The sequence below is a fragment of the Streptomyces sp. NPDC034670 genome, assembly GCF_055574875.1.
This window is the reverse complement of record NZ_JBVITR010000029.1, coordinates 43,394-65,299: the sequence shown is the minus strand read 5'-3', so window position 1 is coordinate 65,299 and position 21,906 is coordinate 43,394. Positions and strand designations below refer to the sequence as shown.

Annotated in this window: 24 protein-coding genes and 1 pseudogene; 14 read left to right on the top strand and 11 right to left on the bottom strand. The window is 72.8% G+C overall.

Features of this window, described 5'->3' with window-relative positions; translation table 11 throughout:
* The first annotated feature begins 44 nt into the window (after positions 1–44).
* The 6 genes from ACZ56B_RS19940 to recX all read left to right on the top strand — a co-directional run bounded on the left by ACZ56B_RS19940 (position 45) and on the right by recX (position 5,183).
* Complete coding sequence (locus ACZ56B_RS19940; protein WP_468791830.1) at positions 45–794, top strand: AzlC family ABC transporter permease; 750 nt, start codon at positions 45–47, stop codon at positions 792–794.
* Positions 791–1,099: an AzlD domain-containing protein gene (locus tag ACZ56B_RS19935; protein WP_468791827.1), complete on the top strand. Its 309-nt coding sequence runs from the start codon at positions 791–793 to the stop codon at positions 1,097–1,099. Before ACZ56B_RS19940 ends, ACZ56B_RS19935 begins: the two co-directional genes overlap by 4 nt.
* A 319-nt stretch (positions 1,100–1,418) precedes the next feature.
* Complete coding sequence (locus tag ACZ56B_RS19930; protein ID WP_468791824.1) at positions 1,419–1,613, top strand: DUF3046 domain-containing protein; 195 nt, start codon at positions 1,419–1,421, stop codon at positions 1,611–1,613.
* Positions 1,614–1,783: 170 nt separating this feature from the next.
* Positions 1,784–2,935: an AI-2E family transporter gene (locus tag ACZ56B_RS19925; RefSeq protein WP_468791873.1), complete on the top strand. Its 1,152-nt coding sequence runs from the start codon at positions 1,784–1,786 to the stop codon at positions 2,933–2,935.
* Positions 2,936–3,248: 313 nt separating this feature from the next.
* Positions 3,249–4,367: a recombinase RecA gene (gene recA / locus ACZ56B_RS19920; protein ID WP_468791821.1), complete on the top strand. Its 1,119-nt coding sequence runs from the start codon at positions 3,249–3,251 to the stop codon at positions 4,365–4,367.
* Between the two features lie 3 nt (positions 4,368–4,370).
* A complete protein-coding gene (recX, locus tag ACZ56B_RS19915) occupies positions 4,371–5,183 on the top strand; it encodes a recombination regulator RecX (protein ID WP_468791818.1) in 813 nt (270 codons plus the stop codon).
* A 73-nt stretch (positions 5,184–5,256) separates the two neighbouring features.
* Here recX and ACZ56B_RS19910 read toward each other — a convergent pair whose 3' ends face one another.
* The 8 genes from ACZ56B_RS19910 to ACZ56B_RS19875 all read right to left on the bottom strand — a co-directional run bounded on the left by ACZ56B_RS19910 (position 5,257) and on the right by ACZ56B_RS19875 (position 11,835).
* Positions 5,257–5,676, bottom strand: coding sequence for a rhodanese-like domain-containing protein (locus ACZ56B_RS19910; protein ID WP_468791815.1), 420 nt, complete (start codon positions 5,674–5,676; stop codon positions 5,257–5,259).
* Positions 5,673–6,212, bottom strand: a complete 540-nt coding sequence (locus ACZ56B_RS19905; RefSeq protein WP_468791812.1) for a cupin domain-containing protein — start codon at positions 6,210–6,212, stop codon at positions 5,673–5,675. Before ACZ56B_RS19905 ends, ACZ56B_RS19910 begins: the two co-directional genes overlap by 4 nt.
* A 91-nt stretch (positions 6,213–6,303) precedes the next feature.
* Positions 6,304–6,351 carry a hypothetical protein gene (locus ACZ56B_RS19900; protein WP_309506048.1) on the bottom strand — a complete coding sequence of 16 codons (48 nt, stop codon included), beginning with the start codon at positions 6,349–6,351 and terminating at the stop codon, positions 6,304–6,306.
* Positions 6,352–6,534: 183 nt separating this feature from the next.
* Positions 6,535–8,178, bottom strand: a complete 1,644-nt coding sequence (locus ACZ56B_RS19895; RefSeq protein ID WP_468791809.1) for an FAD-dependent monooxygenase — start codon at positions 8,176–8,178, stop codon at positions 6,535–6,537.
* Between the two features lie 302 nt (positions 8,179–8,480).
* Complete coding sequence (locus ACZ56B_RS19890; protein ID WP_468791806.1) at positions 8,481–9,386, bottom strand: amino acid ABC transporter permease; 906 nt, start codon at positions 9,384–9,386, stop codon at positions 8,481–8,483.
* Positions 9,383–10,048 carry an amino acid ABC transporter permease gene (locus tag ACZ56B_RS19885; protein ID WP_468791803.1) on the bottom strand — a complete coding sequence of 222 codons (666 nt, stop codon included), beginning with the start codon at positions 10,046–10,048 and terminating at the stop codon, positions 9,383–9,385. The genes ACZ56B_RS19890 and ACZ56B_RS19885 overlap by 4 nt, the downstream gene beginning before the upstream one ends.
* Positions 10,049–10,132: 84 nt before the next feature.
* Positions 10,133–10,975 carry a glutamate ABC transporter substrate-binding protein gene (locus tag ACZ56B_RS19880; protein WP_468791800.1) on the bottom strand — a complete coding sequence of 281 codons (843 nt, stop codon included), beginning with the start codon at positions 10,973–10,975 and terminating at the stop codon, positions 10,133–10,135.
* 83 nt (positions 10,976–11,058) lie between these two features.
* Complete coding sequence (locus tag ACZ56B_RS19875; RefSeq protein ID WP_468791797.1) at positions 11,059–11,835, bottom strand: amino acid ABC transporter ATP-binding protein; 777 nt, start codon at positions 11,833–11,835, stop codon at positions 11,059–11,061.
* A gap of 284 nt (positions 11,836–12,119) precedes the next feature.
* Between ACZ56B_RS19875 and ACZ56B_RS19870 the strand changes: the two genes are divergently transcribed.
* Positions 12,120–12,806 (top strand): response regulator transcription factor, encoded by a 687-nt coding sequence (locus tag ACZ56B_RS19870; protein ID WP_468791794.1) that lies wholly within the window; start codon positions 12,120–12,122, stop codon positions 12,804–12,806.
* A 9-nt stretch (positions 12,807–12,815) separates the two neighbouring features.
* Positions 12,816–14,249, top strand: a complete 1,434-nt coding sequence (locus tag ACZ56B_RS19865; protein ID WP_468791791.1) for a sensor histidine kinase — start codon at positions 12,816–12,818, stop codon at positions 14,247–14,249.
* Here ACZ56B_RS19865 and ACZ56B_RS19860 read toward each other — a convergent pair.
* A complete protein-coding gene (locus ACZ56B_RS19860; protein ID WP_468791788.1) occupies positions 14,228–15,223 on the bottom strand; it encodes a TAXI family TRAP transporter solute-binding subunit in 996 nt (331 codons plus the stop codon). The two genes, ACZ56B_RS19865 and ACZ56B_RS19860, sit on opposite strands and share 22 nt — an antisense overlap.
* A 105-nt stretch (positions 15,224–15,328) precedes the next feature.
* On the opposite strand from ACZ56B_RS19860, the pseudogene ACZ56B_RS19855 reads away from it, so the two are divergent.
* The 3 genes and pseudogenes from ACZ56B_RS19855 to ACZ56B_RS19845 all read left to right on the top strand — a co-directional run.
* A pseudogene (locus tag ACZ56B_RS19855) lies at positions 15,329–15,723 on the top strand (pyrophosphohydrolase domain-containing protein); the annotation flags it as partial.
* Between the two features lie 408 nt (positions 15,724–16,131).
* The gene (gene miaB / locus ACZ56B_RS19850; RefSeq protein WP_468791785.1) at positions 16,132–17,658 is read left to right on the top strand and encodes a tRNA (N6-isopentenyl adenosine(37)-C2)-methylthiotransferase MiaB; all 1,527 of its coding nucleotides are present in this window, start codon (positions 16,132–16,134) and stop codon (positions 17,656–17,658) included.
* A gap of 106 nt (positions 17,659–17,764) precedes the next feature.
* Positions 17,765–18,481, top strand: a complete 717-nt coding sequence (locus ACZ56B_RS19845) for a class III extradiol dioxygenase subunit B-like domain-containing protein (RefSeq protein ID WP_468791782.1) — start codon at positions 17,765–17,767, stop codon at positions 18,479–18,481.
* Positions 18,482–18,566: 85 nt separating this feature from the next.
* On the opposite strand, the gene ACZ56B_RS19840 is transcribed toward ACZ56B_RS19845, so the two are convergent.
* Both ACZ56B_RS19840 and ACZ56B_RS19835 read right to left on the bottom strand, forming a co-directional pair.
* Entirely contained in the window at positions 18,567–18,836 is a 270-nt protein-coding gene (locus ACZ56B_RS19840) for an antitoxin (protein ID WP_468791779.1), read from the bottom strand.
* Between the two features lie 23 nt (positions 18,837–18,859).
* The gene (locus tag ACZ56B_RS19835; protein ID WP_468791776.1) at positions 18,860–19,138 is read right to left on the bottom strand and encodes a hypothetical protein; all 279 of its coding nucleotides are present in this window, start codon (positions 19,136–19,138) and stop codon (positions 18,860–18,862) included.
* Positions 19,139–19,320: 182 nt separating this feature from the next.
* Here ACZ56B_RS19835 and miaA point away from each other — a divergent pair, with 182 nt between their 5' ends.
* The 3 genes from miaA to dapF all read left to right on the top strand — a co-directional run bounded on the left by miaA (position 19,321) and on the right by dapF (position 21,798).
* Positions 19,321–20,259 (top strand): tRNA (adenosine(37)-N6)-dimethylallyltransferase MiaA, encoded by a 939-nt coding sequence (gene miaA / locus ACZ56B_RS19830; RefSeq protein WP_468791773.1) that lies wholly within the window; start codon positions 19,321–19,323, stop codon positions 20,257–20,259.
* Between the two features lie 107 nt (positions 20,260–20,366).
* Positions 20,367–20,870: a hypothetical protein gene (locus ACZ56B_RS19825; protein ID WP_468791870.1), complete on the top strand. Its 504-nt coding sequence runs from the start codon at positions 20,367–20,369 to the stop codon at positions 20,868–20,870.
* A gap of 58 nt (positions 20,871–20,928) precedes the next feature.
* Positions 20,929–21,798, top strand: a complete 870-nt coding sequence (gene dapF / locus ACZ56B_RS19820) for a diaminopimelate epimerase (protein WP_468791770.1) — start codon at positions 20,929–20,931, stop codon at positions 21,796–21,798.
* Positions 21,799–21,906 lie beyond the last annotated feature (108 nt).

Below are 21,906 nucleotides of genomic sequence, written 5' to 3'. Positions count from 1 at the left end.
AACGTACAAGACGCATCCCGTCGGCTGTTCGTACGGTGGGAGGCGTGGCAACGGAACAGACAGCTCTCGCAGACGTACGGGACACCGGGGGAGGGAAGCCGGACGGCGCCGTCGTACGGGACGCCCTCGGGGTCGGGACCGCCGTCGGACTCTCCGGGTTCGCCTTCGGAGTGACCTCGGCCGGCAGCGGGCTCACGCTGCTCCAGACCTGTGCGCTCAGCCTGCTGGTGTTCACCGGTGCGTCCCAGTTCGCGCTGGTGGGGGCGCTGGCGGCCGGCGGGAGCCCGTTCACGGCCGCGGCGGGGGCGTTCTTCCTGGGGGTGCGCAACGCGTTCTACGGGCTGCGCCTGTCCCGGCTGCTGGCGCTTTCGCGCAGGATGCGGCCGTTCGCCGCCCAGTGGGTCATCGACGAGACGGCCGCCGTCTCGCTCGCCCAGCCCGACCGGCGCAGCGCGCGCCTCGGGTTCCTGGTGACCGGGCTCAGCCTGTACCTGCTGTGGAACCTCACGACGCTGCTCGGCGCGCTGGGCGCCGAGGCCATCGGGGACACCGACGCGTGGGGCCTGGACGCGGCCGGCCCCGCGGTCTTCCTGGCGCTGCTCGCCCCGATGCTGCGGACCGGCACCGAGCGGACCGTCGCCGGCGTCGCCGTCCTCCTGGGGCTCGGCCTGCTGCCCGTCCTGCCCGCCGGCGTGCCGGTCCTGGTGGCCGCCCTCGCGGCACCGGCCGTCCTGTGGGCCGAGGGCCGCCGGGGGAGCACGGCGCGCGGTGACGTCCCGGAGGAGAACCGTTGAACATCTGGATCGCGATCGGTGTGACCGCCCTCGGCTGCTACGCCGTCAAACTGGCCGGGCTGCTGGTGCCCGCCGGAGTCCTCGAACGGCCGCTCGTCAGACGGCTCGCCGCGCTGCTGCCGGTCGCCCTGCTCGCCGCCCTGACGGCCCAGCAGGCCTTCGCCGACGGCCGGGCGCTGGTGCTGGACGCGCGGGCGGCGGGGCTGGCGGCCGCCGCCGTGGCACTGGTGCTGCGCGCCCCGTTCCTGGTCGTCGTCGGGGTGGCCGTGGTCGTCACGGCGGGAGTGCGCGCGCTGGGCGGATGAGGCGGCCGCGGGCCGGTCCGCGCCGGTGGTGCGCGGGGCGCGTCCGAGCCCGAAGCGGGCCGGACGGCACCCGCCCGGTCCGCGGAGCACGGGCCCCTGGACCTGCCGCCGGGTGCGCCGGTCGCGCGGTCGGCCGCCGGAGCGGCCGTACGCCACCGGCGTGCGCGGGGCCCCGGTCGTCACCACGGGCGGACCTCCGGCGCGGGCGCCGGCGCCCACCGGCGCGGCGGGACCGGCCGTGGGACCGACCGCAGGGCGGACAGCGGTCCCGGGAGGCCGTCCGGTCCGGGGCGCCCGGCGCACGCGGGATACTGGGGGCATGCGGTTGACGGTCTTCTGGGAGCGGATGGCGGAGCACTTCGGGCCGGGCTACGCCGACACCTTCGCGCGCGACCACGTCATGTCGGAGCTCGGCGGGCGCACAGTGCACGAGGCGCTGGCGGCCGGCTGGGACGCCAAGGACGTCTGGCAGGTGGTCTGCGCGGTGATGGACGTCCCCCGGGAAAAGCGCTGATCGTCACAGAGATCGCCGGGGGGCGGACGGCCGCCGGGGGCGTGGGTCAGACTTGCTCCGTGGCACCCACTGACGAGACCGGGCGGACGGCCCGGGACACCTCCGCACCAGGCAGCACACCGCGGCCCGCCGGCCCTCCGGCGGACCCCGCGGCGGGGCCGGGCGCCCGCATGCCGCGCTGGCTGCCGCGCGCCATGGTGCTCGCCCTCGCGCTGGTCGCCGTGTTCCAGCTGGGCAGCTGGGCCTTCCACCAGCTCACCGGTCTGCTGATCAACGTCCTCATCGCGTTCTTCCTGGCGCTCGCCGTCGAGCCGGCGGTGAGCTGGATGGCCGCGCGCGGGGTGCGCCGGGGGCTGAGCACCTTCCTGGTCTTCCTGACGGTGCTGATCGTGGCGGCGGGTTTCGTCACGCTGCTCGGTTCCATGCTGGCGGGACAGATCATCAAGATCGTCGAGGACTTCCCGGAGTACCTCGACTCCGTCATCAACTGGATCAACACGCACTTCGACACCGAGCTGCGGCGGGTGGACATCCAGGAGGGCCTGCTGCGCTCCGACTGGCTGCGCAACTACGTGCAGAACAGCGCCACCGGTGTCCTGGACGTCTCCGCGCAGGTCCTCGGCGGTCTCTTCCAGCTGCTGACCGTCGGCCTGTTCTCGTTCTACTTCGCCGCCGACGGTCCGCGCCTGCGGCGCGCCCTCTGCTCCGTCCTGCCGCCCGCCCGTCAGGCCGAGGTGCTGCGCGCGTGGGAGATCGCCGTGAACAAGACCGGCGGCTACCTGTACTCGCGCGGGCTGATGGCGCTGATCTCCGGCCTGGCGCACTACGTCCTGCTGGAGTTCCTCGAGGTGCCCTACGCGCCCGTGCTCGCGGTGTGGGTGGGCCTGGTCTCGCAGTTCATCCCCACCATCGGCACCTATCTCGCCGGTGCCCTGCCCATGCTGATCGCGTTCACGGTCGACCCCTGGTACGCGCTGTGGGTGCTGGTCTTCGTGGTGGTCTACCAGCAGTTCGAGAACTACGTCCTGCAGCCCAAGCTGACCTCCAGGACCGTCGACATCCACCCGGCGGTCGCCTTCGGCTCGGTCGTCGCGGGCACCGCCCTGCTCGGCGCCGTCGGCGCGCTGATCGCCATTCCCGCGATCGCCACCCTCCAGGCGTTCCTCGGCGCCTATGTGAAGCGGTACGACGTCACGGACGACCCCCGGGTGCACGGCCACCGCGGTTCCGGCCGCAGGACGGGACGCGTCACGCGCGCCCGGCGCCCGTGGGTCCGCCGACCGGAGGCGGGCACCCGGGGCGAGGACACCGGGGCCGGCTGACGCGGAGGCGGCGCTGAGCCGCGCGGCCGCGTCCCGGGTGGGCGGGGCGGGTGTGTCCCCCTCCCTTGGGCACGCCGCCCGCGGACGGTGCCCGGCCCCGGCGTGGGGGCCGGGCGGCGCGCTTGACACAAAAATCGAACAGCCATTCTCATGGAGGCTCCGGTGGGGCTCGCGGGTGGGTCTTTCATGCCGATTCGGCACGGTACGCACCCCCGTTGTCCACAGGCCGGACGTGCGTCGGGGCGCGTTGTCAGTGGCAGGCGTTAGCGTCTTTGACGTGAAGCGATCGACTCAAGCAAACCGGGTGGAACCCATGGCAGGAACCGACCGCGAGAAGGCGCTCGACGCCGCGCTCGCACAGATTGAACGGCAATTCGGCAAGGGCGCGGTCATGCGCATGGGCGAGCGGTCGAAGGAGCCCATCGAGGTCATCCCGACCGGGTCGACCGCGCTCGACGTGGCCCTCGGCGTCGGCGGCCTGCCGCGCGGCCGGGTGGTGGAGATCTACGGGCCGGAGTCCTCCGGCAAGACGACCCTGACCCTGCACGCGGTGGCGAACGCCCAGAAGGCCGGCGGGCAGGTCGCCTTCGTGGACGCGGAGCACGCCCTCGACCCCGAGTACGCGAAGAAGCTCGGCGTCGACATCGACAACCTGATCCTCTCCCAGCCGGACAACGGCGAGCAGGCCCTGGAGATCGTGGACATGCTGGTCCGCTCCGGAGCCCTCGACCTCATCGTCATCGACTCCGTCGCGGCGCTCGTCCCGCGCGCGGAGATCGAGGGCGAGATGGGCGACAGCCACGTGGGTCTGCAGGCCCGCCTGATGAGCCAGGCCCTGCGGAAGATCACCAGCGCCCTCAACCAGTCCAAGACCACCGCGATCTTCATCAACCAGCTCCGCGAGAAGATCGGCGTGATGTTCGGCTCCCCGGAGACCACCACCGGTGGCCGCGCGCTGAAGTTCTACGCCTCGGTGCGCATCGACATCCGTCGCATCGAGACCCTGAAGGACGGCACCGAGGCGGTCGGCAACCGCACCCGCTGCAAGGTCGTCAAGAACAAGGTGGCGCCGCCCTTCAAGCAGGCCGAGTTCGACATCCTCTACGGCCAGGGCATCAGCCGCGAGGGCGGCCTGATCGACATGGGCGTGGAGCACGGCTTCGTCCGCAAGGCCGGCGCCTGGTACACGTACGAGGGCGACCAGCTCGGCCAGGGCAAGGAGAACGCCCGCAACTTCCTGAAGGACAACCCCGACCTCGCCAACGAGATCGAGAAGAAGATCAAGGAGAAGCTGGGCGTCGGAGTGCGGCCCGAGGAGCCCGCCGAGCCGGGCGCGGATGCCGCGGACTCCACCGCCCCGGCCGAGGCGGCCGCGGTGTCGGCCCCGGCGGCGAAGGCGGGCAAGTCCAAGGCCGCGGCGGCCAAGAGCTGACCCGTGACCCGACGAACCGACTGGGCCGAGTACGAGTTCGCCGCCACCGGTGCCCCGCGGGGGAGGGGCACCGAGGGCGGTGAGGACTCAGCCGTGGCCGGTGACGAGGCGTACGACGACATCGCCGGCGCGGACGGCCGCCACCCCCCGGGTTCCGGCGGCAGCCGGCGGCACGGGGGCGGCGCACGGGCGGGCGGCTCGCGTGACGGCGGGACGCGCGGCGGGCGCAGACGCGGGCGCCGGGTCTCCGGCGCGGCGGCCGCGGAGGACGGGGGCGACTCCTCCTCGTCGAGGGCCGGGCAGGAGGAGCCTCCGGGGGACCCGGTGGAGCGGGCGCGGGCGATCTGCCTGCGCCTGCTCACCGGGACCCCGCGCACGCGGAAACAGCTCGCCGACGCCCTGCGCAAGCGGGAGATCCCGGACGAGGCCGCCGAGGAGGTGCTGTCCCGGTTCGAAGAGGTCGGGCTGATCGACGACAGCGCCTTCGCGGACGCCTGGGTGGAGTCCCGGCACCACGGCCGGGGGCTGGCCCGGCGCGCGCTCGCCCAGGAACTGCGGACCAAGGGCGTCGACCCCACCCTGATCGATACGGCCGTCTCGCAGCTCGACTCCGAACAGGAGGAGGCGACCGCGCGTGAACTGGTCGCCCGCAAGCTGCGCTCCACCCGGGGACTCGACCGCGACAAGCGGATCCGCCGCCTCGCGGGCATGCTGGCCCGCAAGGGCTACTCCGAGGGCCTCGCCCTCCGTGTGGTCCGGCAGGCGCTGGAGGAGGAGGGCGAGGACGCGGAGTTCCTCGACGGCGAGGGATTCTGAGAAGGCGGGGCAGCGGGGTGTCACGGCCGTCCCGGTGGCGCGGGCGCCGTCGTCTCCGCCTTTCCGCCGGCCCTCACGCCGGCACGGACAGCACCGGCAGTCCCGCCGCCCGCCAGGCCTGGAAACCTCCGATCAGGTCGGTGGCCCGGCGCAGTCCCAGGCGGTGCAGGGACTCCGCCGCCAGGCTGGAGGCGTATCCCTCGTCGCAGATCACGACGACGCGCAGGTCATGGCTGGTCGCCTCGGGAAGACGGTGGCTGCCCCGGGGATCGAGGCGCCACTCCAGTTCGTTGCGCTCGACGACGAGGGCGCCGGGGACGAGCCCGTCCCGGTCGCGCAGCGCGGCGTAGCGGATGTCCACCAGCAGGGCCTCGCCGGTACGGGCGGCCTCGTGCGCCTCGGACGCCTCGATCCGCTCGTAGCCCGCGCGTACCCGTTCCAGGAGCTCGTCGATCCCAGGAGGGCCGTCGGCCCGTTCGTCCGTCCCGTTCACTGCCAGTCCTCCGGACGTTCGACCTGCTCCAGGCGCAGGATCCGACCGCTGCGACTGTAACGGCGGATCAGTGGCAGGGGCGGGTGGTAGGCGTGCACGGAGACCGCGTGTCGGTCCGGGGACTCGTTGACCACCTCGTGCACGTGGTACCGGCCGAAGGCGCGGCCCCGCCCGGCCGGCAGCCGGCGTTCCCGGTCCACGCCCTCGGTCAGTTCCAGAGCCTTCCAGCCGTCGGTGGGCAGCCGCGCGGCGAGCGAGTTCTCCTTCAGCTCGCCCGAGGCGGTCATGAAGGCGCCGACGGAACCGGCGTGGTCGTGCCAGCCGGTCCCGGTGCCGGGCGGCCAACCGATCAGCCAGGCCTCGCTGCCGCCGGGTCCGTCGAGCCGCACCCAGGTGCGGCCCTCCGGATCGAGCGGGAGCGCGGCGATCAGCTCGCCGTCGGCGGCGATACGGCGTACGAAGTCGAGGAGGCCCGCCTGGGTGGGGGCGGAGACGGAAGGAGGGGCGGGGAAGGAGGCAGCGGGAGGGACAGACATGTGCACCGTCCTGAAGAGAGGTTCGCGGAGGCGCGCGGCAGCGGCGTGCGAGGCGGCCGGCGGCGCGTGGGAAATGAGGAGAAGCGCGAAGTCAGCAGGAGGGGCGACACACGCAGCCCGCGTAACGGACGAGGTCCATATGGACCCTCCGCCACAGGTGCACACAGGTGTCGGTCACGGTCCGGAGTGGACCATGAAACGGCCCGTCACTTCAACCCGTCCTCACCATCCGGACGCATGCCTCCGCGGACGCACGCCCCCGCGGGCGTACGGCGACGCGACACGACCGGGCTCGGCGCCGGTCGCGCCCCGGCGCGGCACCTCAGCCCGTCGCGGCCCCGGCCTCCGCCTCCGTCTTCGCCTTTGCTCCCGCCTCCGCCTCCGCCTCAGCCCCCGCCTCCACCGGTCCTCCGACGACCGCCTCCGCCGCCGCGTACAGGTCCGCCGGGCGGACCCCGCCCAGCGCCGTGACCAGATGGCCGTCGGGGCGCACCAGCAGCACGGTGTGGGCCGCCGCCCCCGGGTAGCTCTCGGCGACCAGCAGCTCGGCGGGGCACGGCAACGCCGAGACGGTCGCCGCCAGCCGGGGCATGATCCCGGCGGACCTCCAGTGCCTGCGCTCCCACACCCCGGTGCCCGGTGCGATCAGCACCACCAGCAGCGCCCCCCGGCCGAGCCGGTCCCGCAGCCGGACGAAGGTGCCGTCCTCCGCCGTGACGCGCACGTCGGCCACCGGTGCCCCGGGGGGCGTCCCGACGGGCACCTCGCCCTCGAGGCGTCCGGGCGCGAGCGGCGAGTCGGCGTACGTTCCCGGCGCGCCCAGCGCTCCCTGCCCCAGGTGGCCCTCCATCAGCAGCGTGTCGTGCCCCCGGGCGGTCCCCGGGACGTAGGAACGCAGTCCTCCGCCGCCCCGCAGCAGCGGCAGTGCCTGGTCGGCGGCGCGCAGCCGGCCGGCGACGACCGCGCGGCGCTCGGTCTGGTAGCTGTCGAGCAGCGCCTCGTGCGGACCGTGGTGCCAGGCCAGCGCCAGCTTCCAGGCGAGGTTGTCGATGTCGCGCAGCCCCTCGTCCAGTCCGTGCGTGCCCAGCGAGCCGAGCAGGTGGGCCGCGTCTCCGGCGAGGAACACGCGGTCGGCCCGCCACCGCCGGGCCAGCCGGTGGTGAACGGTGTGGACCCCGGTGTCCAGCAGCTCGTACGGCGGGGTCTCGCCGCGGTTCCAGCCGGCCAGCGTCTCCCGGACACGGGTCAGCAGCAGCTCGGGGGTGACCAGGTCCTTGCCCGGTGGCAGCAGCCAGTCCAGCCGCCACGCCCCCTCCGGCAGCGGACGTGCGACGACCTCTCCGGCCGAGGGGCCGGACGTGCGCCACGGCGGCATGCGGTGCAGCACCGTCTCGTCGTCCCAGGGGAGTTCCGTGCGCAGCGCGGCCACGGCGTACCGCTCCACCGCCGTGCGGCCGGGAAAGCGGATGTCCTGGAGCTTGCGCACGGTGGAGCGGGAGCCGTCGCAGCCGACCAGGTAACTGCCGCGCCACCAGGTTCCCCCGGGGCCGCGGGTGTGGGCGGTGACGCCCGAGGGTTCCTGTTCGAGGGAGTCCAGACGGCTGTCCGCCGCGACCTCGGCGAGCCGTTCGCGTGCGAGGGCCGCGCGCAGAGCACCCGTCAGGACGTGCTGGGCGATGTGCAGGGGCGCCGGCCGGTCGTCGTCGTGAGCGATCTCGTGCACCACCTGTTTGCGCCGCATCGACAGCCACCCGGTCGGGCGGACGCCGGCCCGGGCGAGCGGTACCCCGGTCAGCCGTTCCATCAGCGCGGTGGTGTCCTCGTGCAGCACGACGGTGCGCGCCGGACGCGGTTCGTCCCGGCCCGGGCCCTCGTCGAGGACCACGCACGGCACCTCCTGACGCGCCAGCGCCAGGGCGAGCGCGAGCCCGACGGGCCCCGCTCCGACGATGATCACCGGATCCACGACGTGGCGCCCCCTGCTCGAAGTGACGTCCGAAGGGACGGGGAGGAACAGAAAGAGGGAGCAGGGTGCACGATCACAGAACGTATGCAACCTATTGCCGCTGCTTGCGTCAAGTGACCGAAGGCCGGTGGCGATCATGAGGTGGCGCGGAGGCTGTCCCGGCACTCGACTGCTCATCACATGAGTCCGGGGCGTACCGCTCACCCGCACCGGTGATGCCGGCCGGTCACCCGACACGGCCGTGGCCCGCCGGGAAGCGGCGGCCCACGGTCATGGCGTACGGCGGGCGGGCGCCGGCCGGATCAGGTGGCGTCCTTGCCGGTGGGGCCACCGACCTCGGCCGCGTTCAGGTCGTCGACCTCGCCGGCGCCGACGACCGCGCCCGTGCCGCGCTTGCTGCGGCGCAGCCGTGCCTCGAGCCAGGAGGCGAAGGAGGTGAGGGCGAAGTTGAGCGCGATGAAGATCACGGCCACCACCGTGAAGCTGGCGATGACGTTGGCGCCGTAGTAGCCGCTCATCGTGTTGGCCGAGGCGAGCAGCTCGGGGAAGGTGAGGACGGCGCCGCCGAGAGCGGTGTCCTTCACGATGACGACGAGCTGGCTGACGATGGCCGGAAGCATCGCGGTGACCGCCTGCGGCAGCAGGACCAGCCGCATCAGCTGGCTCTTGCGCAGGCCGATCGCCATCGCCGCCTCGGACTGGCCCTTGGGCAGGGAGAGGATGCCGGCGCGCACGATCTCCGCGAGGACCGAGGCGTTGTAGAGCACCAGGCCCGTGACGACCGCGTACAGCGGGCGGTCGTCGGAGCTGACGTCGGTGTACTCGGCGAACAGCGCCAGGCCGAAGATCATCAGCACCAGCACGGGGATGGCGCGGAAGAACTCGACCACGACCCCGGCGGGAACCCGTACCCAGGCGTGGTCCGACAGGCGGGCGATACCGAGGACCGCGCCGAGCGGCATCGCGATGAGCACCGCGAGCACGGCCGCCTTCAGCGTGTTCTGCAGACCCGGCCAGATGTACGTGGACCAGGCCTCGCCGCTGGTGAAGAACGGCTTCCACAGGGCCCATTCCAGCTGGCCCTTGTCATGGAGGGTGCTGAACACCCACCACAGCAGGGCCGCGAGGGCGAGCAGGAAGACTGCCGTGAAGACGATGTTCCGCCGCTTGGCGCGAGGGCCCTGGGCGTCGTACAGAACGGAGCTCATCGCTTCACCGCCACCTTCTTGCCCACCCAGCCGAGGATCAGGCCGGTCGGCAGCGTCAGAACCACGAAACCGAACGCGATGACCGCGGAGATCAGCAGCAACTGCGCCTCGTTCTCGATCATCTCCTTCATCAGCAGGGCCGCCTCCGCGACACCGATGGCGGCGGCCACCGTGGTGTTCTTGATGAGCGCGATCAGCACGTTCGCCAGCGGACCGACGGACGAACGGAAGGCCTGGGGCAGCACCACCAGGCCCAGCACCTGGTTGAAGTTGAGGCCGAGCGCGCGGGCGGCCTCCGCCTGGCCGACCGGCACCGTGTTGATGCCGGAGCGCAGCGCCTCGCACACGAAGGCCGCGGTGTAGAGGATCAGACCGAGGACGGCGAGCCGGAAGTTGATCGTCTCGAAGTCCTCCGCGCCGAGACTGATGCCCAGCGTCTGGTTCAGGCCCAGCGACGTGAACAGGATGATGACGGTCAGCGGGATGTTCCGCACGATGTTCACGTACGCGGTCCCGAAGCCGCGCATCAACGGCACCGGGCCGACGCGCATGGCGGCCAGCAGGGTGCCCCAGATCAGGGAGCCGACGGCGGAGAGCACAGCGAGCTGCACTGTCGTCCAGAAGGCTCCCAACAGGTCGTAATCCTCAAGAAAGTCGAACACGATCTCCCGCGCTTCCGCGTGTAGGGATGCCCGCCCCGGTGCGCCGCCCCTTCCGGTGGGCGGCGCACCCTGTCAGGCGCTGCCTCAGCTCTTGATGTCGCCGATCTTCGGCGCCGGCTCGTTCTGGTAGTTGGCCGGGCCGAAGTTGTCCTTGACGGCCTTGTCCCAGGACTTGTCCGCGACCATCTCCTCGAGGGCCTTGTTGATCTTGTCCTTGAGGTCGCTGCCCTTCTTGACGCCGATGCCGTAGTTCTCGTTGGTCAGCTTGAAGCCGCCGAGCTTGAACTTGCCCGCGAACTGCGACTGGGCGGCGTAACCGGCGAGGATGGAGTCGTCGGTGGTCAGCGCGTCGACGGCGCCGTTCTGCAGACCGGGCAGGCAGGCGGAGTACGTCGGGTACGGCTGCAGCTGGGCCTTGGGCGCCAGCTTGTCCTTGACGTTCTGCGCCGAGGTCGAGCCGGTGACCGAGCAGAGCTTGGCGTCGTTCAGGTCCTCCGGCGACTTGATCTTGTCGTCGTCGGCACGGATCAGCACGTCCTGGTGGGCGAGCAGGTAGGGGCCGGCGAAGTCGACCTTCTCCTGGCGCTCCGGGGTGATCGAGTAGGTGGCGGCGATGAAGTCGACGTCACCGCGCTGCAGCATGGTCTCGCGGTCGGCGCTCTTCGCCTCCTTCCACTCGATCTGGTTCTCGTCGTAGCCGAGCTTCTTGGCGACGTACGTGGCGACGTCCACGTCGAAGCCCGCGTAGCCCTGCGGGGTCTTCTGGCCGAGGCCCGGCTGGTCGAACTTGATACCGATGGTGATCTTGTCGCCGCCCCCGGAGGAGGACGAACCGCTGTCGTCGCCGCCGTCGCCACCGCAAGCGGTGGCGGTCAGGGCGAGGGCGAACACGGCGGCCGAGGCGACGGTGACCTTGCGGAGGTTCATGGTGCACATCCTTATGACTGGTGAGGTGATGCGGCCCGGTCGAATGCCCGGTGGCGCAAGCCGTCGGAGCGCGAGGCGCGCCGTCAGTGGTGCAGGATCTTCGACAGGAAGTCCTTGGCACGGTCGCTGCGCGGGTTGCTGAAGAACTGGTCCGGCGTGGCCTGTTCGACGATGCGGCCGTCCGCCATGAACACCACGCGGTTCGCGGCCGAGCGGGCGAACCCCATCTCGTGGGTGACGACGATCATGGTCATGCCGTCGCGGGCGAGCTGCTGCATGACCTCCAGAACCTCGTTGATCATCTCCGGGTCGAGAGCCGACGTCGGCTCGTCGAAGAGCATGACCTTGGGCTCCATCGCCAGGGCCCGCGCGATGGCGACGCGCTGCTGCTGGCCACCGGAGAGCTGTGCGGGGTACTTCTCGGCCTGCGCGCCCACGCCGACCCGGTCGAGCAGGGCACGGGCCCGTTCCTCGGCGGCCTGCTTGTCCTTCTTGCGGACCTTGACCTGGCCCAGCGTCACGTTCTCGAGCACGGTCTTGTGCGCGAAGAGGTTGAAGGACTGGAAGACCATCCCCACGTCGGCCCGCAACCGGGCGAGCTCCTTGCCCTCGTGGGGCAGGGGCTTGCCGTCGATCGTGATCGACCCGGAGTCGATCGTCTCCAGGCGGTTGATGGTGCGGCACAGGGTGGACTTCCCGGACCCGGAGGGTCCGATGACCACGACGACTTCGCCACGGGCGATCGTCAGGTCGATGTCCTGGAGTACGTGCAACGCGCCGAAGTGCTTGTTGACGCTCTTCAGGACGACCAGATCGCCGGTCGCGGCCACATCTTCCTTGGCCACCGATACTTCGGTCATCGCTCTCAGGCTCCGTCCTCCTCGGTTTCGGAGGACAGTAGTAATCCTTCAGACCTGCGTCATTACATCTGAGGGGAATCTGAGCATCACGATCCGGTAGCAATCAGACACGTGTCGTAGCACTTGTGAGCAGGGCGCATTTCGGCCGGATAACGGTACGGAAGCGCAACCGGAACCCTCTTGACGCCGTCCTCGTCCATCGGCGTCACTGCAAGGTGCACGCGCGCGTGCACACGTTTCGTATCCAGGCAGACCGTACGGCCGATGAACGGAAAGGGGACCCGGTGAGACTGCTCCTCGTCGAGGACGACAACCACGTCGCCGCCGCCCTGTCGGCGGTGCTGGCCCGGCACGGGTTCGACGTCACCCACGCGCGCAGCGGCGAGGAGGCCCTCCAGGCGCTCGTCCCCGAGGGCAACGGCTTCGGCGTCGTCCTGCTCGACCTGGGCCTGCCCGACCAGGACGGCTACGAGGTCTGCGGCAAGATCCGCAAACGCACCAGCACGCCGGTGATCATGGTCACCGCGCGCTCCGACGTGCGCTCCCGCATCCACGGCCTCAACCTCGGCGCCGACGACTACGTGGTCAAGCCGTACGACACGGGGGAGTTGCTGGCCCGGATCCACGCCGTCAGCCGGCGTACCGTCCAGGAGGAGACCACCACCGCCGCCGAGGCCGAACTGCACCTGGGACCGGTGCGCATAGAGCTGCCGACCCGCCAGGTCAGCGTGAACGGTTCGGCCGTCCAGCTGACCCGCAAGGAGTTCGACCTGCTGGCCCTGCTCGCGCAGCGGCCCGGGGTCGTCTTCCGCCGGGAGCAGATCATCAGCGAGGTGTGGCGCACCAGCTGGGAGGGGACCGGTCGCACCCTGGAGGTGCACGTCGCCTCCCTGCGCGCCAAGCTGCGCATGCCGGCCCTCATCGAGACCGTACGCGGGGTCGGCTACCGGCTCGTCGCGCCCGCGGCCTAGCGGGGCCGGGTGCACACGCGTCTGCTCCCGCTGCTCATCGTCCTGATGGCGGCCGTCCTCCTCGCGCTCGGCGTCCCGCTCGCCGTGAGCCTGGCCGGCGCGCAGCAGCAGAAGGTCATCGTCGACCGGATCGACGACACGGCGCGCTTCGCGGCCCTCGCCCAGTTCGTCACCGAGCCGTCCGAACCGGCCGCCGGGTACACCAGCGAGCGCCGGGAGACGCTCCGCAACGAACTGCGCAGCTACCACGAGGTCTACGGCATCCGCGCCGGCGTGTTCTACCGCAACGACGCGCCCATGGCGCACGCCCCGGACGACTGGTTCCTCCCGCAGTCGGGTGAGGTGCGGGACGCCTTCGAGGAGGCCCGGCTCAGCCGCCGCAGTCACGACCCCGAGCAGGTGTGGCCCTGGCAGCGGCGCAGCCTCGTGGTGGCCTCGCCGGTCATCCGGGACGGCGACGTCGTCGCGGTCGTCGTCACCGACTCGCCCACCGGGCCCCTGCGCTCCCGCATCCTGCGGGGGTGGCTGGTCATCGCCGCGGGCGAGGCCGCCGCCATGCTGCTGGCCGTCGGCGCGGCCCTGCGCCTGACCGGCTGGGTGCTCAAACCGGTGCGGATCCTGGACGCCACCACCCATGACATCGCCACCGGGCGGCTGAAGTCCCGGGTCGCCGTGGCCGGCGGCCCTCCGGAACTCAGACGCCTCGCCCGGTCGTTCAACGAGATGGCGGACCACGTCGAGAGCGTGCTGGAGCAGCAGCGCGCCTTCGTCGCCGACGCCTCCCACCAACTGCGCAACCCGCTCTCGGCGCTGCTGCTGCGCATCGAACTGCTGGCCCTCGAACTGCCCGAGGGCAACGAGGAGATCGCCTCGGTCCAGGCCGAGGGCAGGCGCCTGGCGCAGGTCCTGGACGACCTGCTCGACCTGGCGCTCGCCGAGCACAGCGAGGCCCAGCTCCAGGTCACCGACATCGGCGCGCTGGCCGGCGAGCGCGTCGCGGCCTGGGCCCCCACCGCCGAGGCCAAGGGCGTCCGCCTGGTCGGGAACTGCCCGCCGACCACGGCATGGGCCGACCCGGTCGCGCTCTCCAGCGCGCTGGACGCGGTCATCGACAACGCGGTGAAGTTCACGCCCGGGGGCGAGACCGTCGAGGTGGCCGTCAGCTCCAACGGCGACACCTCCACCGTCGTCGTCACCGACAACGGCCCGGGCCTGACCGACGAGGAACTCACCCGCGTCGGCGACCGGTTCTGGCGCAGCGGCCGGCACCAGAACGTCAAGGGCTCCGGCCTCGGCCTGTCCATCTCCCGGGCGCTGCTCGCGGCGGGCGGCGGCTCCCTCGCCTACGACCACCACGAGCCGCACGGGCTGAGGGTGACGGTGACGGTACCGAGGAACGCCCTCACGGGCGGGGAGAGGGATCAGGGCTTGACGGACCGGTAGTGGCGGCGGGCGCCCTCGTGCAGCCGCAGCGGGTCCGTGTAGATGGCGGTGCGTATGTCGACCAGCTGTGCGGAGTGGACGTCCCTCCCGATGCGGTCCCGGCTCCTGAGCACGATGCGGGTCAGCCACTCGGTGAGCCGGGGGTCCGCGTCCGTCCTGGTGATCAGGAGGTTGGACACCGCCATCGTCGGGACGGCCGAGCCGAACTGGCTGCCGGGGTAGGCCGACTCCGGCATGCTGGTGGCCCGGTAGTAGCGCGCGGCCCCGCCCTGCTTGTGCAGCTCGGCGACGAGGTCGGCGCCTATCGGCACGAACCGCAGCGCGGAGTTCCCGGCGAGCGTCTTCAGGCCGTCCGTGGGCAGCCCGCCCGACCAGAAGAACGCGTCCAGACCGTTTCCCAGCCGCTTCGGTCCGGTGTCGATGCCGTCCGGGGAGGGCCTGATGTCCGTCTCCGGGTCGATGCCGGCCGCCCTGAGCACCCGGTTGGCGATGAGCCGGACCCCCGACTTGGGCGGCCCTATGGCGACCCGCTTGCCCCGCAGGTCCGCGACGGAGCGGATGCCGGAATCGGGCGGGACCACGAGCTGCACGTAGTCGTCGTACAGGCGCGCCACCCCGCGCAGCCGGTCGGCGCCCGGCCGGTGGTCCAGCCGGTACGTCTCCACCGCGTCGGCCGCGGCGATGGCGAAGTCGGCCTGCCCGGTCGCCACGCGCCGCACGTTCTCCTGCGAGCCGTCACTCGTCTCCAGCCGGACCTCGAGGTCGGGCATGTGGGTGCCGAGCGAGTCGCGCAGCAGCTCGCCGTACTTCTGGTAGACCCCCGGGCGCGTTCCCGTGCTCAGCGTGATCGCCCCGCCGGGCGGTTCCTCGCTCCAGGGCGCCAGCCACCACAGCAGCAGCCCGAGCGCCACGAAGCCGGCGACCGCGCCCCGCAGGGCCCGGCGCCCGCCGATCCGGGACAGCGCGTGGGACATGCGCGCGATCCTGCCAGCCCGGTGCCCCGCTGACCAGGGCGGGGCTCACAGCAGGGCCCGCACGCGGGCCCGGGAGGCGCCCGGGGCGGCCGTTCCGGGCGCCGCATGAGCTCTTCGCCCGCCGACCTGCTCCGTGCGTTCCACCGAGCCTTCGGGCCGGACGTCCGCGACACGCCGTCCGAGGACCCGCCGGACCTGGCCGCCCATCGTGGCGAACCGCTGGCGAGGAGGCCGCGCAGGCCGTCGAGGTGTCGGTGAGGGGCCCGCTCGACCGGCCCGCCCACGAACTGGCCGACGTCGTCCACGTCGCGTACGGCACGGCACGCGCGCACGGGATCGGCCTCGACGCGGTCATCGCCGAGGTCCACCGCTCCGGCATGACCAAACCGGGCCCGGACGGCCGGGTCAGCCGCCGCGCCGACGGCAAGGTCCTCAAGGGCGGGCACCACGAGGCCCCGGACGTCTCGGCGGTGCTGCGGCGACAGGACTGGACGCCGCGCGGACAGGACCGAGCGGCACCGCTCGTCCCCCGCGGGACCCGGCCGGACGCCGCCGGATGCGGAACGTCCCCCTTCGTCCGGCGACGGACGTCGTACCGGCGTCCCCCACAGGCGGCGGTCGTCGCGGTCACCGCGGTGCCGGCCCCTCCCGTGCTCCGCGGGGACGGCGCGCCCTCGCCCCGGACGGCCGCACTGCCGGCCGCCGTGGGGTCACCGCCCGCGTGCCGGCCGTGACCGGCCCGACGGGCGAGAGCGTGCGGAGCGCGGTGGGGCCGGCCCGTGCGGCGGTGCTCCGGGGTCTTCGCGCACCACCCGGCGTTCCGGGGCTGACGGACGCCCCGGAACGCCGGGTCCGGGAGCACGGCCTCGGCGGCGGAGGCCGCCCGCGGCACCGCCTACCCTTATGGCATGAGCAGCATCGACCGGAGCCAGTCAGCGGGCGGCACGCGCACCTACGAAGTACGCACCTACGGGTGTCAGATGAACGTCCACGACTCCGAGCGGTTGGCCGGGCTGCTGGAGGACGCGGGCTACGTCCGCGCCCCCGAGGGCTCCGACGGCGACGCGGACGTCGTCGTCTTCAACACCTGCGCCGTGCGCGAGAACGCCGACAACAAGCTCTACGGCAACCTGGGACACCTCGCCCCCAGGAAGGCGCGGCGCCCCGGCATGCAGATCGCGGTCGGCGGCTGCCTGGCGCAGAAGGACCGCGACACGATCGTGAAGCGTGCGCCCTGGGTCGACGTGGTCTTCGGCACGCACAACATCGGCAAGCTGCCCGTCCTCCTGGAGCGCGCCCGCGTCCAGGAGGAGGCCCAGGTCGAGATCGCCGAGTCGCTGGAGGCCTTCCCCTCCACGCTGCCGACCCGCCGGGAGAGCGCGTACGCGGCCTGGGTGTCGATCTCCGTCGGCTGCAACAACACCTGCACCTTCTGCATCGTCCCCGCGCTCCGCGGCAAGGAGAAGGACCGGCGCCCCGGCGACATCCTCGCCGAGATCGAGGCCCTGGTCGCCGAGGGCGTCTCGGAGATCACCCTGCTCGGCCAGAACGTCAACGCCTACGGTTCCGACATCGGCGACCGCGAGGCGTTCAGCAAGCTGCTGCGGGCCTGCGGGGGGATCGACGGCCTGGAGCGCGTCCGCTTCACCTCGCCGCACCCGCGCGACTTCACCGACGACGTCATCGCCGCCATGGCCGAGACCCCGAACGTGATGCCGCAGCTGCACATGCCCCTCCAGTCCGGCTCGGACGCGGTCCTGAAGGCGATGCGCCGTTCCTACCGGCAGGAGCGCTACCTCGGCATCATCGAGAAGGTCCGCGCCGCCATCCCGCACGCGGCGATCAGCACCGACATCATCGTGGGCTTCCCCGGCGAGACCGAGGAGGACTTCGAGCAGACCCTGCACGTCGTCCGCGAGGCCCGCTTCGCGCAGGCGTTCACCTTCCAGTACTCCAAGCGCCCGGGCACCCCGGCCGCCGAGATGGACGGCCAGGTCCCCAAGAAGGTCGTCCAGGAGCGGTACGAGCGGCTCGTCGCGCTCCAGGAGGAGATCTCCTGGGAGGAGAACAAGAAGCAGGTGGGACGGACCCTGGAGCTGATGGTCGCCGAGGGCGAGGGCCGCAAGGACGACACCACCCACCGCCTCTCCGGCCGCGCCCCCGACAACCGCCTGGTGCACTTCACCAAGCCGGAGCAGGAGGTCCGTCCCGGCGACGTGGTCACCGTCGGGATCACCTACGCCGCCCCGCACCACCTGCTCGCCGAGGGACCCGTGCGGGACGTGCGCCGCACGCGCGCGGGTGACGCCTGGGAGAAGCGGAACTCCGAGAAGACGGCGAAGGCCGCGCAGCCGGCGGGCGTGATGCTGGGACTGCCGAAGGTCGGCGTGCCCGAGCCGCTCCCGGCGGTCGCGAGCGGCTGCGGCTGCGACTGACGCGGACGGACCGACCGGCGTAGGCCCGGGCCGCCGGACCGGAGGGGGAGCCCCGGTCGACCGGGCCGTGGCGGCGAACCGCTCCACGGGGGTTACGCTGCCGATCATGCTAGTCGCCGCAGCAGTCTGCCCCTGCCCGCCGCTGCTCGTTCCCGAGGTCGCCGCGGGCGCCGCCGCCGAGCTGGACGCCGCGCGCGCCGCGTGCGCGGACGCGCTGGAAGTGCTCGCCGCCGCCCGGCCCGACCGGCTCGTGGTGGTCGGTCCGGCGGCGGCCGCCGGGCCCGAGAGCTACCCGGAGGGCAGCCCGGGGTCCTTCCGCGGCTTCGGCGTCGACCTGGACGTACGGCTGGGACCGGACAGGGGCACGCCGGCCGGGCCGGAACTCCCGTACGGGCTCGCCGTGGGCGCGTGGCTGCTGGGCAGGGCCGGGTGGGCGGCCGCCCCCGTCGAAGGGCTGGGAGTGGGGGACCGGCTCGCGGCCGAGCGGTGCGCCGAAGAGGGGGAGGCGGTCGCCACGCGAGCGGAACGGGTGGCGATGCTGGTGCTGGGCGACGCCAGCGCCTGTCGCACCCTCAAGGCCCCGGGCTACCTCGACGAGCGGGCGGCTCCCTTCGACGCGGAGGTCGCGCGCGCGTTGGGCGCCGCCGACACCGCGGCCCTGCGCGCCCTGGACACCGGGCTGGCGCGCGAGCTGAAGGCGTCCGGCCGTGCCCCCTGGCAGGTCCTCGCGGGCGCCGCGGCGGGGAACCCGGACCTGGCGGGGGCCCTGCTCTACGAGGACGCCCCGTACGGGGTGGGCTACATCGTGGCCGCCTGGTCGTAGGGACCGGCCGGACCGGTCCGGCCGGAGGGCCGGCGGACGGCCGGGAGCCCTCGGTGCGCTCCGCGGCTGCCCGGCGGCGCACCGCTCAGGAAGCGGGCGGCGGCCCGGCCGGCGGCGCCGTGCCGCCCGCCTGCGGGCCGGGGTCGTTCCTGTGCGCGAGCCGGTCCATGGCGCCCTTGGCCTTGCCCGTGCTCGTCTGGATCCTGTCGCTGTACTTGCCCTTGGTCCGCTCGTCGACGGCCCGCGCGGCCTTGTCCAGGCCGTGCTGGATCCTGTCCCCGTGCTGCTGCGCGAGATCGGAGACCTTGCCCTTGGCAGGGTCGAGTTTGGCCTTCAGATGGTGCAGGAGACCCATGACGTACCTTTCCTCGCGGGCGTCTACGTGTGGGCGCCCTTGCCGGCCTCGCTGTCGGCGGCCCCGGAGGACTGCTGCTTCGGGATCTCGACGTCGTCGGTGCCGGCGGCCCCGCCGGTCTGCCCCGTCTCCTCCGCCGCCGGCCCGGCGGTCCCCGGCGCCTCGGCCGACGTCTTCGGCCGTGCGGTCCCGGCCGCGTCCTCCGTCCGCGGCGCGGCCGCCGTCCGGCCGTCCCGGACCTCGTCGGTCCGCGTCCCCTCCGCGGTCCTCGACCTCCGGAAAAGCCGTGCAAAAACTCCCATGTCCACTCCATACGGTACTCGTGCGGGCGACATCCCGCGTGGCCCGGTGCGTCCGTTCGCGCGACCGGGCCCGCTGCCGCCGCGCTCCGGCGGCGGAAGGCTCGCAACGGGCAACGAGCCCGTACCGGCCGCGTCACGTAACTCGTTCGAGAGGGGGCCGCGGGGTTTGCGAGACTGGATCGGTGAGCAGCGCATCCCTCGCCCCCCGCGTCATCGCCGTCGTCGGCCCCACTGCGGCCGGAAAGTCCGATCTGGGGGTCTTCCTGGCCCGGCAACTGGGCGGTGAAGTCGTCAACGCCGACTCCATGCAGCTCTACCGGGGGATGGACATCGGCACCGCCAAGCTGACGCCCGAGGAGCGCGGCGGCGTCCCGCACCACCTGCTGGACGTCTGGGACGTGACCGTCACCGCCTCCGTCGCCGAGTACCAGCGCCTGGCGCGGAGCCGGATCGACGCGCTGCTCGCCGAGGGGCGCTGGCCCGTCCTGGTCGGCGGTTCCGGCCTCTACGTCCGCGGAGCCGTCGACAACCTGGAGTTCCCCGGCACCGACCCCGAGGTCAGGGCCCGCCTGGAGGAGGAGCTGACCCTGCGCGGCCCGGGCGCGCTGCACGCGCGCCTCGCCGCCGCTGACCCCGAGGCCGCGCGGGCCATCCTGCCGGGCAACGGCCGCCGCATCGTCCGCGCGCTCGAGGTGATCGAGATCACCGGCCGGCCCTTCACCGCCAACCTCCCCGGCCACGAGTCGGTCTACGACACCCTCCAGATCGGCGTCGACGTGGCCCGGCCCGAGCTGGACGAGCGCATCGCCCGCCGGGTCGACCGGATGTGGGAGGCGGGCCTCGTGGACGAGGTGCGCGCACTGGAGGCGCAGGGGTTGCGTGAAGGGCGTACGGCCTCGCGCGCGCTCGGCTACCAGCAGGTCCTCGCCGCCCTCGCCGGGGAGTGCACCCTGGAGGAGGCCCGGTCCGAGACCGTGCGTGCCACCAAGCGCTTCGCGCGCCGTCAGGATTCATGGTTCAGGCGCGATCCCCGGGTGCACTGGTTGAGTGGGGCCGCGGCGGATCTCGGGGAACTTCCGCAGCTCGCGTTGTCGTTGGTCGAACGACCGGTTACAGCCTGATCACGTCATGGCATCGGGACGCCCAGGCCGTCATCGGGGCCTGTGGCGCCGTGCCATCATCGAGCTTCGATCGACCAGTGGAGTCCAAGTTGGGAGGGCGCGTGGCGATGGAGGCCGGCCCTCGCGACACCGCACACGGCACCGAACGCCTCACCACCGAGCGGGGTGCGCCGGAGCAGGAGACCGACCGCCTCAGCCCCGACGGGCCCGAGGAGGTACAGGGCGGTGTGACCGACGACGGCCCCGACCCGGAGCAGATGTTCACGGGCGGTGACGAGGTCGAGGTCGAGCTGCGCCCGCAGCGCCGGCTGCGCATCTGGCAGCTCGCACCCATCGTCGGTCTGGCCGCGGTCGGTTCCCTGATGTTCGCCTTCCCCCTCGCCTTCGACTTCGGCGACAGCGGGGCCGTGATCGCGATGCTGGGACTGCTGATCTGCTCCTGCTCGGCCGGCTGGGGGATGATGGCCGCCCGCCGGGTGGGCCACACCTGGCCGGGCCTGCCGGCCAGGGGTTCCGGACGCAGGCCCGACTGGCGGGTCGTGATCGGCTACGCCGTGACGGTGGCCGCCGTGGTGGCCCTGGCGGTCTGGCGGGTCGCCCGGCTCCGCTGACGCCCGCCCCGGCCGCGGGCGGGGGAGGCGCCGTCGCACCACCCCGTACGATCGAGGGATGAGCACGCGGATCGCCTTCCTCAAGGGGCACGGCACCGAGAACGACTTCGTGATCGTCCCGGACCCGGAGAACACCGTCGACCTGTCCCCGGCCGCCGTCGCCGCCCTGTGCGACCGCCGCGCGGGCATCGGCGCCGACGGACTGCTGCACGTGGTGCGGTCCGCGGCGCACCCCGAGGGCCGGTCCATGGCGGACGAGGCCGAGTGGTTCATGGACTACCGCAACGGCGACGGCTCGGTCGCCGAGATGTGCGGCAACGGAGTACGGGTGTTCGCGCGCTACCTCCAGCGCGCCGGACACGTGACCGAGGGGGACCTCGCGGTCGCCACGCGCGGGGGAGTGAAGGCCGTGCACATCGCCAAGGACGGTGACATCACCGTCGGCATGGGCAAGGCGCTGCTTCCCGGGGGCGACGTCACGGTGGGCGTCGGCGGGCGCAGCTGGCCCGCACGGAACGTGAACATGGGCAACCCGCACGCGGTGGCCTTCGTGGACGACCTCGCCCACGCCGGCGATCTGCTCGCCCCGCCTCCCGTCAGCCCGGCCTCCGCCTACCCGGACGGCGTGAACGTCGAGTTCGTGGTCGACCGCGGCCCGCGGCACGTGGCGCTGCGGGTGCACGAGCGCGGTGCCGGCGAGACCCGTTCGTGCGGCACGGGCGCCTGCGCGGTCGCCGTGGCCACCGCCCGCCGGGACGGCGTCGACCCGAGCGTCACCGGAACCCCGGCCACGTACACCGTGGACGTGCCCGGCGGCACCCTGGTGATCACCGAACGGCCCGACGGCGGGATCGAGATGACCGGGCCCGCGGTGATCGTCGCCGAGGGCGTGATCGAGGCGGAGTGGCTGGAAAGCGCCCTCCGTTGATCGGGTCGACGGATCGTCGTCCCGGCCTCGGCCCGGCCGGACGCGGGCATCCGCGGGGTGCGGAGCCCGTTTTCCCTTCGAGATCACGGTGGGCCGTCGGACGTGTGG